Genomic DNA, 14,122 nt, shown 5'->3' on the forward strand with positions numbered 1-14,122 from the left:
TTTATGGAATACGCAAGCGAAATGAACGGCATGGAAATCGCCATTATTGGTATGGCGGTCCGTTTCCCGCAGTCCCGGACGTTACACGAATTCTGGCATAACATCGTTCAGGGTAAAGAGTGCGTCACCTTCTTTAGCGAGGAGGAGTTGCTGGCCGAAGGCGTCGAACAGAGTACTCTGGACAACCCGGCCTATGTACGGGCCAAGCCCTATATCGAGGGCATATGCGACTTTGATGCTGCATTTTTCGGTTACAGTCACAAAGAGGCGCAGACTCTGGATCCGAAATCCCGCGTATTACATGAAGTTGCCTACCATGCGCTGGAAGATGCAGGCTATGCCCAACGTACCAGCGATCTGATCACCGGGGTATTCGTGGGGGCGTCAGAAGATGTGGATTGGCTACGGCGTTCGCTGTCACAGATTGGCGGCGATGCGCTGAATCGTTTTGAGTCTGGCATCTATGGTCATAAGGATCTGCTCGCACATCTCATTGCCTACAGTCTCAATCTCAACGGTCCGGTGTATAGTCTCTACACCAGTTGTTCGACTTCTCTGAGTGCAACGCATATCGCTTGCCGCAGCTTGTTGTTTGGCGAATGTGATCTGGCGTTGGCGGGTGGAATTACTATCGATTTACCGCAGAAGTCAGGCTACTTCTGTCAACAGGGCATGATCCACTCCACCGATGGCCACTGCCGTCCTTTTGACAGTCAGGCTTCTGGCACCCTGTTTGGCGATGGCGCGGGTGTGGTTGTGCTTCGGCGTTTGGAAGATGCTCTGGCAGCGGGCGATCGCATCTATGCGGTGATCCGGGGTAGCGCGGTCAACAATGACGGTAAACAAAAAATCGGTTTTGTCGCGCCTGGTCATGAGGGACAGAAGGCGGTCATTTGTGCGGCCTGTCATCTGGCAGAAGTAAGCCCAGAAAGCATCGGCTACGTTGAAACCCACGGTACCGGCACCCGTATTGGCGATCCTATCGAGTTCGCTGCGTTGACGGAGGCGTTCGATACTTCACACCGCCAATACTGTGCACTAGGGGCTGTAAAGGCGAATATTGGCCACACCCACGCGGCGGCGGGCGTGGCTGGGTTAATCAAGACGGCGCTGGTACTTCATCACCGGACCATTCCGCCGCTCGCCAACTATCAAATGCCTAACTCGAAGCTGGATCTGGCGCATTCACCGTTTTATATCCCGATACAGCCGCAGGAGTGGCCCGCATCGCGGATGCCGCCCCGCGCTGGCGTCAGTTCTTTTGGCATTGGCGGTACTAATGTGCATATGATTTTGGAAGGGCTGAATCCTGCGGTGCGCGATGACCATGACCAAGTGCGAGCACCGGTGTTTATCCCTCTCTCCGCGCCGTCTTTCGAGCAGTTGGATGAGCTGACGCAACAGCTTACCCCGTTGCTGGCTACCCTTGATGCGTCAACGCTAGCCTACACACAACAAGTGGCGCGCCCCGTGTTTGATTGCCGCCGAGTGATACAAGTGGAAAACGATGGTACGCAAGCGATGCTGGCATCGCTGGATAACCTAATGCCCGACGCTCCTTGGGGCCTACACTGTCCAGATCTACGTACTACGAACGATTGTACTTACGCACAGTGGCTGGCGCATTCGGCACATTATCAACGCGAAGCGACTGCTCTGACGGCATTACTCGACGGCATGAATATTCCACCCGCTTATTGCCACGCTGAAACGTGGGCGGCACAAGCGAACAGCAGCCTGCTAATCAGAGGCTGCCAGACTATCGCCGCGCTAAAAACCTGGATGAACCTGCTACCGACATTAACACTGCTGTCGGGTGCTGGAACAGGCCTTTTGCCTGCCGCTGCAGCCAGTGGCATGATTGCGACGCAAGACGTGTTGCATTTGCTGTGGGAAATGGAGCAAAAGGCGCTTCATCTCTGGCTTCCTGAGCGCCATGAACCTATCCCCGGCTACGTGCTGGCTTGGCAAGGAAATCCCATCACCGATGCACAGCGTAACGACAGAGGGTTTTGGAGTGAAGCGCTGTTGGCAGATACCCGAGAACTGGGGGAGGGCGTTCACAGTATCAACTGGGTTAGGCTGCCGCCGGAAATAAGAGAAGACGTTGATGTATTGCGCTACGTGGCGCAACTGTGGTGTGCAGGTATCAATGTGGATTGGGCCGTGTGGTACGGCACTCCGCTGCCGCAACGCGGGAGCGCATCAGCATATCCCTTCGCACACAACCACTACCCATTGCCTGGACGGGTAATGGGTAGTGTGGAGACCCAACCCGAAGCAGGACCCGAAACGCACCACCCTTATCAGGCACGTCCCGTGTTAAGCGTACCTTTCGTAGCCGCACACTCGCGGGGTATGCAGTATATCACAGGTCTGATGGAACTGTTGCTGGAAATATCGCCGGTCGGGGTGGACGACGACTTTTTTGAATTAGGCGGGCATTCGCTGCTGGTGACGCAATTGACCTCCCGTTTAGAACGCGATTTCAACGTACATATCGATCTTTTGACCCTGATGGAAAACCCCAATCCGCGCAATATCTACGCGCATATCGCGGCGCAACTGGGGGGCGAAGACAACCTCGAAATAGCCTGTCAGTAAAGGAGCTCAATGATGAACGTGGCGGTAATAGGTGCAGGAGTAATGGGAACTGGCGTCGCTCATAACATGGCGCAATACGGCATATCAACTAACGTTGTGGATATTTCTCAATCTCAGTTGGATAAATGCCGACAGATGATCGAAGCGAACTTACGCTTATATAATTTTCACCCGCAGCATAAAAAAAAGACGCATAGCACAGCGGAGATAATGGAAAATATCCGTTTCACAACTGAGTTGGACGACATTGTAGAATGTGATTTGGTGATTGAGAATATTACTGAGGATATAGAGAAAAAAAATGCACTATACACACGGATGAATACGATCTGCGGCGCGTCGACAGTGTTTGGTGTTAATACGTCCGCCATATCTATCACTGCGTTGTCAAAATTAATGCGACATCCGGAGAATGTAGTCGGCGTCCATTTTATGAACCCGGTACCGCTGATGCACACCGTCGAATTAATCCGTGGTGTACATACTGCAGAGCGTACACTGAACATATTTCACCACTTATTTGCTCAGTTGAATAAAACCGGCATCGTGGTCAATGATTCTCCGGGCTTTGTCACTAATCGTGCCATGATGATTTTTGTTAACGAAGCCATATTTATGGTGCAGGAGCAGATCGCCCGTGCTGAGGATATCGATACGTTGTTTAAAACCTGCTTCGGGCACAAGATGGGGCCACTACAAACTGCCGATTTGATTGGCTTGGATACGATTTTGCAATCGTTGCAGGTGCTATATGAAAGTTTTAATGATGATAAGTATCGCCCCAGCTTTTTATTAAAGAAAATGGTCGATGCAGGGTATTTGGGCGTGAAATCAGGGCAGGGGTTTTATCGCTATCAACAGACGTACGCCGAGCAGTGATTCTGGGTTAACCAGATAGGGATATGAATATGAAAAAGCAAGATATGAAAGCCGCCATTCGGGAATTTCTTTCACGCTCATTACGTGGGCATACGTTGAACGATGATGACGATATTTTTTCTCTCGGGCTTGTCCATTCGTTATTTACTGTGCAAATCATACTGTTTATAGAAAAAAATTTTCAGGTTGAGCTGGAAGTGAGTGAGTTGAAAACAGAACAGATTGCTACCGTCAATAAAATAGTGGAGCTCATTCAGCGACAAACAGGCCTGGAGTAAACTATGTGCACTGAAAATTATGAGCTGGCTCAGCAAGAGGCAGTCCTGTTTGCCAAACAACATCTCGCCCTGGCTGCACAGAATATTGAACGTCAGCAGTTTATTGTGCCAGACATTATTTCTTGCGTGGCGCAGGCCGGGTACTTAGGTGCGTCAATCCCCCAAAAATATGGCGGACGAGGTTACGATTCTTATCAACTGTGCGCTTTGCATGAAGTGATGGCTGGGGTTCACGGTTCGTTAGAAAATCTCATAACAGTGACTGGCATGGTCAGCACGCTGCTGCAACGCGTGGGCAGCGCAGCGCAAAAAGCCCATTATTTGCCAAAGCTGGCAACGGGGGAATTGATCGGCGCGATTGCCCTCACAGAGCCGAATATCGGCAGTGACTTAGTGAACGTGGAAACAGAATTACAGCAGGATGGCGACGGTTGGCGGCTGAACGGGAAAAAGAAATGGATCACGCTAGGGCAGATTGCTGATTTTTTTATTGTTTTAATCCACTGTGGTAATCAATTAGCGACAGTGCTTATCGATCGCAATACCGACGGCTTTACTATCACTCCACTCAACGACATGTTGGGGTTACGCGGCAATATGTTGGCAGAGCTGCATTTTAATGACTGCCGCCTGAAGGAGGATGCATTGCTCGGTCCGCTCACCCCTGGGGTACCGCTGGCGGTGAATTTTGCGCTCAATGAAGGGCGGTTCACCACCGCTTGTGGCAGCCTAGGATTATGTCGGGCCGCTGTGGATGTGGCAGCGCGCTACATCCGCCAGCGTAAACAGTTCAAGCGGCGGTTATTTTCTCATGGCATTGTTCAGCACTTGTTTGCCACAATGCTGACCCAAACGCGCAGTGCGCAACTAATGTGCTTCAGCGCGGCGGAATACCGCGAAACGCTGCACCCGGCCATGATAAACCAAATCCTGATGGCGAAGTATGTCGCTTCCAAAGCTGCGGTGGACGTGGCCGGGAAGGCGGTGCAACTGCTCGGTGCGAATGGTTGCCATGCCGATTATGCCGTCGAACGTTACTACCGCGACGCCAAAATCATGGAAATCATCGAAGGGACATCGCAAATTCATGAAATCCAAATTGCGATGAATTACATGATGGGGAGTGAAGCATGACGAAGGATGTCGCACTGATGTTCCCTGGCTCCGGTTCGCAATATGTAGGCATGGCACGGTGGCTGTATGAGCGTTATCCGCAGGTGCGTACTCTGTTTGATGAAGCTAGCCAGATCACGGAACGGGACATGGCAGCGCTGTGCCTGTCGGGTACTTTGGTACAACTTGCTGAGCCGACGGCAATGGCGCTGGCTATCTATACCACCAGCGTGGCCCACTTTGTCGCGTGGCAGCAGTTTTTGGCGCAAACCGGTGTCCATGTCAACCTACGTTATATGTTGGGTCATAGTTTGGGCGAATATGCTGCGCTGACCTGTAGTGGTGCGCTGAGCTTTTCCCAAGCACTGGCGCTGGTGGCGATGCGTAGCCGTTTAGCCAGTGAGATCGCCCGCGAAATGGACGCGAGTACCACTATCATCAAGCAAGGGAATCAGGCACTGGTGGCAGCGGCGTGCGAGGTGGCGGAGCGTGAAACCCGACAGCAGGTCGGTATTGCCTGCTTCAATTCGCCGCAACAGTTTATGTTATCCGGACAAAACTCGGCCATTATCGCCGCCGAGCAATACCTGCTGGATCATGATCGCCAAGTCGAAGTAGTGCCGCTGATTGGTGGTGTTCCTTACCACAGCCCACTATTGAAACCTTGCGGACAGCAATTGCGCAAGGCGCTGGATCGCTGCGAATGGCGACGTCCGTGCTGCCCAGTGATCTCCAATGTCAACGCTCAACCCTATCCCGATACGGTCACGCCAGTCCAGTGGCTAGAACAACAGCTCTCTCAGCCAGTGCAGTGGCAGCGCTCTCTCACCTACCTGACAGGACACTTGTCACCGATCGCGATAGAGATCGGTCCGCAAAGTGTGCTGAAAAACCTGCTGCTGGAGAATCGCTATCCAGCACCAGTTTACGCATTTGACAATCGTCATGATCGTGCGCAACTAGCATTGGTGCTGGGGGATAACATGGCGGTGAAGACCGATCCGGAAGCCGTGCGCCGCCAACGCATCACGCTGCTCACTAACGCCCTGACAGCCACACGCCATCACCGCGCCGCCGATGTGGCTGCCAGTGCGCAATTGAAAGAATTGCTCAGTCGTTTTTTTGAGCGCATCCAGCAGATTGAGCAGCGCGGCACATCCAGCGAAGAGGACATTGCTTTTTTGCATGAGCTTCTTGAACAGGGATTTCAACTCAAAGGCAGTAGTCAGGCAGAAATCGACGCCTGCCACGCGCGGTTGGCTTCCGACAACGGCGGACAGGCGTAACCCGTCACGCCATTTTACGTACTTATCTCGCTTTGAAGGCCAGAGTTATGGAACAGCAAGGGATTATGAGACAGTTGCCTACCGACGACCAAACGATAGTCGACTATTTGTATCGTATCGCCGGAGAATATGGGGAAAAAGCCGCTGTATTGATGGGGGACGCGGCGCTGAGCTATCACGATCTTAATGCACGCTCTAACCAACTGGCGCATTATCTGCGTGGGCTGGGGATCGGCGAGGATCGTGTGGTAGCTATCCGCCTGCCGCGCGGCATGGCAATGCTGATTGCCATTTTCGCTATTGTAAAAGCTGGTGGTGCCTATTTACCGCTGGCGTACAATGCACCGCGCAGCCGCATTGAAAATATACTGAGCAACAGCGGCGCTGTTTGTCTGATCGGTACTGACGATGGTGATCGCTGGCCGATTCCTCGCGTCGAAATCGACAGCGCGGCGGTCAGTGCCATGCCAACGACGGATCTGCGTTACCGACCACATGCGCGGCAACTGGCGTATATTATTTACACCTCCGGTTCCACCGGTGTCCCTAAAGGGGTGGCGACGGAACATGCAGCGCTGCTAAACCGAATTGTCTGGATGCAGAACGCTTATCCTATCAGTTCTCAGGACGTGCTGTTTCAGAAGACGGTGTACACCTTTGACGTCTCTGTCTGGGAGATGTTCTGGTGGGCGATGTACGGCGCATCTGTAGTGCTGTTACCGTCCGGACTGGAGAGCGATCCGCGAACCTTGGCTCGACTGATTCAGCGTCACCGCGTGTCGGTTGTGCACTTTGTCCCTTCGATACTGAACCTGTTTGTCGAGTATCTGGAGATGAAACAGGATCCTCGTTTGACCGCCTCATTGCGATTAGTGTTTTCCAGCGGTGAGAAACTCACGGTCCACAGTGTGGCTCGCTTTTATCAATCGGTGGCGCAGGGTGATCTTATAAATCTCTATGGCCCGACCGAAGCAGCAATCGATGTCAGTCATCACCGCTGCCTGCGCGGGTACGACTACGACGATATCCCTATCGGTCAAGCGATTGACGGTTGCCGACTCTATGTGCTGGATGACCATGGTAATCCGGTAGCAGACGGCGAAGAGGGCGAACTGTATCTCGCTGGTATCGGGCTGGCACGTGGCTATCTCAACAACGTGGCGTTAACTGATCGCTGTTTTACTATACATCCAACTTTGCGCCATTTAGGGAAACCGGAGCGGCTGTATAAAACTGGAGATCTGGTGTGGCGCGACGGGGAAAGCCAACAAATTCATTACATTGGCCGTAATGATTTTCAGATTAAAATTAGAGGGTTGCGCGTTGAATTGGGAGAAATCGAAGCCCATGCGATGCGTTTCCCGGGGGTACAGCAGGCAGTCGTGGTGGCGGATCAGGATGATCCCGACAATCAGTTGATTTACGCTTTTGTCGTCAGTAGCGTGCCGCTCAATTTGGCGGCCTTAATGGACGCACTGTCCAAAAACTTGCCTGCCTACATGCTGCCGAACCGTTTGTTGGCAATGTCAGAGTTACCACTCTCCGACAATGGCAAGTGCTGTCGTAAAACGTTGCTCGACTTGGCGCGGGCGTACTCAGCCAGTCGCGTCGATTTACGTGAAACTCCCGCCGTGCGCTACCTACCGTTGTCATCGGCTCAATCGTCGATGTGGTTTATGCAACAATTGGCGCCGCATACTGCACTATACAATAACCCCACCGCCTTGCTGCTTGAAGGAGAACTGGATCGCACGCGGATGGACGGCGCGATTCGTCAATTGATGAGTCGGCATACTCTGTTACGTGCTATGGCGGAAACCCACAATGGACAACCAGTATTGGCGGTGCCTCAGTGCGTATCGTCGCAGGCGTTGCTGACCATAGTGCCACTCCCCTCGGTGAGTGATGATAACGCGCTACAGGCGATGATCAACCAGCGTGCGGCACACCCCATGCCCTTAACGTCAGGCACACCGCTGTGCCGGTTTGAACTGTTGACGATCGATGACGATCGTAGCGTATTGTTGATTCATCTGCACCACATCATCAGTGATGGCTGGTCGAAAGGCGTTTTGTTACGCGAATTGCAGGCCGCATATAACGGTGAATCGCTGACGCCAGAACCGTTGTTGGAGTATGCCGACTACATGGAGTACCAAGAAGAGTGGCGTCAGAGTGACGCCTATCAGGACGCGATGCGTTACTGGCAAAATACCCTGGCGGGGACGTTGCCGATTCTTGATATCCCCACCGATCAACCGCGTCAGAAGGTGGCACGTTACCAAGGCGCGTTTGTTGCCTTCGCATTGTCTGCCAACACATGCGAGCGAGTGTTGGCGGCGGCGCGTGCGCAGCGCGTGTCGTTGTATAACTATCTGCTGACCGCCTTCGTCCTCCTGCTGCATCGTAATGCGCGTCAACAGGAATACATCGTCGGTATGCCGATTGCTGCGCGGCTGACGAAAGAACAGGAGCATATGATCGCGCCGCTGGTCAACGTACTACCGCTGCGCTTACCTCTTGACGAAGCGGCATCGTTTTCCGAGTTAGTACAGACGATCAGAGGTATTCTGTTTGCCGCTTTCAGGCACCAGCGTCTCGAATTTACCGACATAGTGCGCGCAGTGAATGTGGATCGCAGCGCCGGACATTTCCCAATATATCAGTGCATGTTCCAACTCGACAATATGCCTCTGGCGAGCCCGACACTAAACGGTGTCAACGTTACACCATTATTGTTGGATACCAGTGCATCTCAGGTGGATATTTCGCTAAGTATGCAGCATATCGATGGGCGCATCACCGGCACTTTCGAATACGACGCTGGGTTATACAGTGCGGATCGTATTCAGCACCTGGTGGCGCAGTGGAGAGAACTGCTAGATGAGGCCAGCAGCCAACCCACGCAGTTAGTCCGCGATTTGATTCGTTTCACCCCTCGAGAGCACGCTTGGCTGGCGCGGCACAACGCCACTGAAGTTGCTCTGCCGCCCGTAGATAACCTGCTGGCGCTAGTGTTACCGCACTGCCAGCAGCGCCCTACACAGGTGGCTTTGCGCCACGCTGACGACGCCATGACCTATGGCGAATTGCAACAGGCCACGATGCAGATGTGTACTTGGCTGCGTGCGCAAGGCGTAAAACGCGGAGAATCTGTCGCACTGCAACTGCCTTTTTGTTTCGAATTGATTATCGCACAATTGGCGATCCTCTCTTTGGGGGCGAGCTATGTGCCGCTGGATGGTAACGCGCCAGCGGCCCGCAATGCCCTGATCTTGGCGCAGGCAACGCCGTGCATGCTGCTGGTGGCGCAACCGCTGGAATCCCCTCATGGGCTGACGATACCTTGGGTGCTAGTGCCTGACTGGCGTAGCCTGCTGACAGAAATACCGAACCTGCCAGTTAGTGTTGCGCCAGATGCTTTAGATTGCGATGCGGTGGTGATCTTTACCTCCGGTACTACCGGGCAGCCCAAAGGCGTCCGACTCAGCCAACGTAATCTGGTCAACTTAACCGCATCCTTTATATCCAGCTATCAAGTGACGCATCAGGATGTTCTGCTACCCATTACCTCAGTCGCGTCTGCTAGCTTTGTCGGGGAGGTACTGCCGCTGCTCGCCGCTGGCGGTACCTTAGTATTGGCGCAAAAAGCGCAGAGTTTGGATAGTGATGCGCTCATTGCGCTGCTGGCATCTCAGCGGGTGACTATCCTGAGCACCACCCCATCGCTTTCTGCCAGCCTCTCTGTGCTGGCTCAGTCGATGGGATCGCTGCGCTTGTTTCTGTGCGGTGGTGAAGCGTTAGAGTATGAGCAGATAGCGCCGCTTCTGCCGCACATGGCAGTGGTTAACGGTTATGGCCTGACCGAAAGCGGTATCTGCTCGACCTACTTTCCTGTCGCAAAGCGTAGGGAGCAAGAAACGGGAGCATTGCCCATTGGCCGCCCGATTCAGAACACCCAAGCTTATGTGGTGGATGCATATAATCGTTTGGTACCGCCAGGTGCCTGTGGAGAACTCTGTTTCTCTGGTCTGGGCATTTCGCCCGGCTACCTTGATGCACGACAGGATCCCGAGCGCTTTGTCGAGTTGCCGGAATACCCTGGCGTTCGGGTGCTGAAAACTGGCGATCGTGCTCGTTGGGCAACCGACGGGATGTTGTTCTATCTCGGCAGACAAGATCGCCAAGTGCAGATCCGTGGATACCGAGTTGAACTGGGCGACATCGAAAGCCTACTGAAACAGCATCCGGATATTGCTGATGCGTGGGTCGATGTGCGACGCAATGCGGCGGCAACGCCGCTACTAGTGGCCTTCTATTGCAGCGTCAACGGCGTTGCGCTGGATGCTCAGCAATTGCGCGTATGGCTCAGCCTGCGGCTTCCGTTGCATATGCTGCCGTTGCTCTACGTGCCGCTGAGCGCCATGCCGCTAGGTGTAAACGGCAAAATCGATCCCCAGTGCCTGCCGCTGGTCGATCTGCGGCAGTTGGAAGGGCCGGGCGAGTATGTCCCTCCGGCAACCGAACTGGAACAGCGTCTGGCGGAGATCTGGCAGCAGTTGCTTGGCCTGGAGCGTGTCGGCACCACCACAAATTTCTTCGATCTCGGTGGACACTCACTTCTGCTAGTACAGATGCAGCAATACATCGGGCAGCAGTGCGGTCAGCACGTGGCGTTGGTTGACCTGCTGCGCTTCACTACCATCAAACGCTTGGCGGAATTTCTGCTGGCCCCGGACGCAGCGCAAGGGACCACAGGAGATCAGACACAACTGCGTGCGGCGAAGCAGCGTTTGGCCTTTGGTCACACGCGCTGGGCAGCCACAACCGACAGTCATCACTGATTCCACTGAATGAAACGCGTGATAAACCTGAATATAGGGGGAAAGCAACATGGCAGAGAATGATTTTGGTATAGCTATCATTGGGATGGCGGGGCGTTTCCCTCAAGCCGATACGGTACAGGCGTTTTGGGAAAATCTTCTGGCAAGCCGAGAGTGCATTTCCTTTTACAGCGATGAGGAACTGCTGGCGATGGGAATCAGTCCTGAATTTGTTCAGCACCCAGATTACGTCAAGGCCAAAGGGGAGGTAGCTGACATCGATAAATTTGATGCTGCTTTCTTCGGTATCGCACCCCGAGAGGCGGAGCTGATGGATCCTCAGCACCGTGTCCTGTTGGAAACCGCGTGGGCAGCCTTCGAAGATGCGGGCTATGTGGCTGCCGATTATCCGGGGGATGTGGGTATTTTTGCTGGCAAAAGCATGGATTCCTATTTGATGCTGAACTTGATGCCGCACTTTAAACGCGTTTTCTCTTCTGGCAGTTTGCAGGCGGCCATTGGTAACGACAAAGACAGTATCACTACTACCATCGCCTATCACCTCAACCTGCGCGGCCCGGCGATCACGGTGCAGACTTCCTCATCGACATCCTTGGTGGCGGTGTGCGTGGCATGCCAAAGTCTGTTGACTTGGCAGTGTGACATGGCGATTGCTGGCGGAGTAACGCTGGGGCCACCAGCAAAAACCGGCTACTTGTCGCAGGAAGGTGGGATCACCGCCGCCGATGGCCACTGTCGGGCGTTTTCCGATAACAGCAGCGGATTTGTGCCCGGCACCGGCGCGGGGCTGGTGGTGTTAAAGCGTGTTGATGAAGCGCTGCGTGATGGCGATAACATCTATGCGGTCATCAAAGGATTTGCCGTCAACAACGACGGTTCGGAGAAGATCAGTTATACCGCGCCGAGCGTGGATGCCCAAGCGCGCGCCATTGCTCAGGCACAGCGGTTGGCAGGTTTGACACCGCAGGATATCACTTATGTGGAAGCCCACGGTACCGGTACGCGTTTGGGCGATCCGGTTGAGTTTTCTGCGCTAAGCCAAGCCTTTGCGGGCGCGTCACAAAAGCAGTACTGTGCGCTGGGGTCGGTAAAAACCAATATCGGCCATTTGGATACGGCAGCGGGCGTCGCAGGGTTGATAAAAACCGCGCTGGCAGTGCAGCAGGGAATAATTCCCGCAACATTGCACTTTGAACGGCCCAATGCACAGATCGATCTGACCAATAGTCCGTTTTACATCAACACTACCTGTCAACCGTGGCAACCGGAAAGCGGCATCCGTCGCGCGGGCGTCACCTCGCTTGGCATGGGCGGCACCAATGCCCATGTTGTGCTGGAACAAGCGCCAGCCGTTGACTTGCAAGCGCGAGCGCCTGTACCTGCCTACAGTATTTTGCCGTTTTCTGCCAAGACCGACAGTGCCTTATCCTCGGGGCTGGCGCGTTTTGCCGATTTTCTGCAACATGAATCGCTGCCGGATAGGCGGGATCTGGCGTGGACACTCTCACAGGGACGTAAAGCCTTCGCACATCGCGCCGCGCTCGTAACCAGAGATCTACATGCTGCCGGGACGCTGTTGCAGCAGGCCGCGACAGCGCCGTTTGCTCGTGGTGTAGCGCAGACACAGCTCGGGCTGGGGCTGTTGTTTTCCGGGCAGGGTAGCCAATATCAGCGCATGGGCCATCAGCTCTATCAGGTTTGGCCGGCCTACGCCGATGCCTTCGACCGTTGCGCGACGTTACTCGAGCGTGAATACCAACTGGATATCCGCCATGAGTTGTTCAGAGCAGAAGTCTCGTTAGCCCAAGGCGAACGCCTTGCGCAAACCTGCCTCACACAACCGCTGCTGTTCAGCGTCGAGTATGCCTTAGCCCAATTGTGGCTCAGTTGGGGAATCACGCCAACGGTAATGATTGGTCATTCGCTGGGCGAATGGGTGGCAGCGACGTTGGCAGGCGTGTTCTCTTTAGAGGATGCGTTGCGCTTGGTGGCGCGTCGAGCAGAGCTGATGCATCAGGCACCAAGCGGTGCCATGTTGATGGTGGCGCTGCCCGAAGCACAGATTCGCGCACTGATTACCGCCCCGCTGGCGATTGCCGCTGTTAACGCCCCTGACTATTCGGTTATCGCCGGGCCTACGTCGGAGATCCTCGCCGTCAGCCAGCGTCTGACGGAGCAGAACATCATCAACAAACGATTGCATACCTCTCATGCCTTCCACTCTAGCATGATGCAAGATGCGGCGCAGGCGCTACGTCAGGCATTTGAGAATGTACGACTGAACCCGCCGACGCTCACCATCATCTCTACCGTAACCGGCGCGCACGTCAGTGCCGACACTCTCACCACACCGGACTACTGGATTGAACAGATGCTGATGCCTGTGCAGTTCTCCGCTGCACTGCAAGAGGCGCAAGCTACATTTGATGTCGATTTTCTGGAAATCGGGCCAGGTGCCACCCTGACCCAACTGACCAACGGTCATGCATTAGGTGATCGTCTCGCGTTCAGCTCGCTGCCAGCAGGTGCCCGCAGCAGCGATGAGCACACACATATCTTAGATACCGTGGCAGCGCTTTGGGTGCGAGGGCATAACATCGATTTGTCTGCGTTTGCAGGTGAGCAACCGCGCCGTGTCTCTCTACCGACCTACGCCTTTGACAAAATCCGTTACTGGGTCGACAGTCCAGAAGAACAGAGGAGCGCCGTAACGCCGGTGGCGGACGCGGGAAGTGTCATCCCTAGCGAACCGTCGGTGCGCCGTCAGCCGCGTCCGGCGTTTTCGGTGCCTTACGCGGCTCCAGAGAGCAAAACGCAGCGCGGCTTAGTGGCGATTTGTGAAGCATTGCTGGGAATTGACGGCTTGGGCATTGACGACAACTTCTTCGAAGCTGGCGGACATTCATTGATGCTGGGCATGTTGCTGGCGCAGGTACAGGAACGGTTCGCCGTCACTCTTTCCTTTTTCGACGTGATGGAGGATGCCAGCGTGCGCGCGTTAGCGCAGTTGGTCGAGCAGGAGCAGCAGGATGATGGAGGGTCCGCACTTGCCGTGCTAGTTAACGACATGATTAATGAGTGACGTTGGCAAAAGTATTTAACACAGCGAAAAGGAAAG

At 54.3% G+C, this 14,122-nt stretch carries 7 protein-coding genes; all 7 read left to right on the forward strand.

Going from position 1 to position 14,122, the window contains the following annotated elements; genetic code table 11:
- Positions 1 to 3 precede the first annotated feature (3 nt).
- Genes clbC through clbI form a run of 7 tightly spaced genes read left to right on the forward strand, consistent with a single transcriptional unit; the run spans position 4 to position 14,086 of the window.
- Complete coding sequence (gene clbC / locus CKO_RS03755; RefSeq protein WP_001297908.1) at positions 4 to 2,604, forward strand: colibactin polyketide synthase ClbC; 2,601 nt, start codon at positions 4 to 6, stop codon at positions 2,602 to 2,604.
- A 9-nt stretch (positions 2,605 to 2,613) separates the two neighbouring features.
- The gene (gene clbD, locus CKO_RS03760) at positions 2,614 to 3,483 is read left to right on the forward strand and encodes a colibactin biosynthesis dehydrogenase ClbD (protein ID WP_000982270.1); all 870 of its coding nucleotides are present in this window, start codon (positions 2,614 to 2,616) and stop codon (positions 3,481 to 3,483) included.
- A gap of 29 nt (positions 3,484 to 3,512) precedes the next feature.
- Complete coding sequence (gene clbE / locus CKO_RS03765) at positions 3,513 to 3,761, forward strand: colibactin biosynthesis aminomalonyl-acyl carrier protein ClbE (protein ID WP_001297917.1); 249 nt, start codon at positions 3,513 to 3,515, stop codon at positions 3,759 to 3,761.
- A 3-nt stretch (positions 3,762 to 3,764) separates the two neighbouring features.
- Entirely contained in the window at positions 3,765 to 4,895 is a 1,131-nt protein-coding gene (clbF, locus tag CKO_RS03770; protein ID WP_000337350.1) for a colibactin biosynthesis dehydrogenase ClbF, read from the forward strand.
- On the forward strand, positions 4,892 to 6,160 hold the full coding sequence (clbG, locus tag CKO_RS03775; protein WP_000159201.1) for a colibactin biosynthesis acyltransferase ClbG: 1,269 nt from the start codon (positions 4,892 to 4,894) through the stop codon (positions 6,158 to 6,160). The genes clbF and clbG overlap by 4 nt, the downstream gene beginning before the upstream one ends.
- A gap of 47 nt (positions 6,161 to 6,207) precedes the next feature.
- A complete protein-coding gene (gene clbH / locus CKO_RS03780; protein ID WP_012131828.1) occupies positions 6,208 to 11,004 on the forward strand; it encodes a colibactin non-ribosomal peptide synthetase ClbH in 4,797 nt (1,598 codons plus the stop codon).
- A gap of 49 nt (positions 11,005 to 11,053) precedes the next feature.
- Positions 11,054 to 14,086: a colibactin polyketide synthase ClbI gene (clbI, locus tag CKO_RS03785; protein ID WP_012131829.1), complete on the forward strand. Its 3,033-nt coding sequence runs from the start codon at positions 11,054 to 11,056 to the stop codon at positions 14,084 to 14,086.
- Positions 14,087 to 14,122: the final 36 nt, after the last annotated feature.

The organism is Citrobacter koseri ATCC BAA-895 (assembly GCF_000018045.1).
GTDB classification, from domain to species: Bacteria; Pseudomonadota; Gammaproteobacteria; order Enterobacterales; family Enterobacteriaceae; genus Citrobacter_B; species Citrobacter_B koseri.

Coding starts and splice junctions, on each gene's coding strand:
- clbH (WP_012131828.1), top strand. CDS start 6,208: ATGGAACAGCAAGGGATTATGAGACAGTTGCCTACCGACGACCAAACG.
- clbD (WP_000982270.1), top strand. CDS start 2,614: ATGATGAACGTGGCGGTAATAGGTGCAGGAGTAATGGGAACTGGCGTC.
- clbG (WP_000159201.1), top strand. CDS start 4,892: ATGACGAAGGATGTCGCACTGATGTTCCCTGGCTCCGGTTCGCAATAT.
- clbF (WP_000337350.1), top strand. CDS start 3,765: ATGTGCACTGAAAATTATGAGCTGGCTCAGCAAGAGGCAGTCCTGTTT.
- clbC (WP_001297908.1), top strand. CDS start 4: ATGGAATACGCAAGCGAAATGAACGGCATGGAAATCGCCATTATTGGT.
- clbE (WP_001297917.1), top strand. CDS start 3,513: ATGAAAAAGCAAGATATGAAAGCCGCCATTCGGGAATTTCTTTCACGC.
- clbI (WP_012131829.1), top strand. CDS start 11,054: ATGGCAGAGAATGATTTTGGTATAGCTATCATTGGGATGGCGGGGCGT.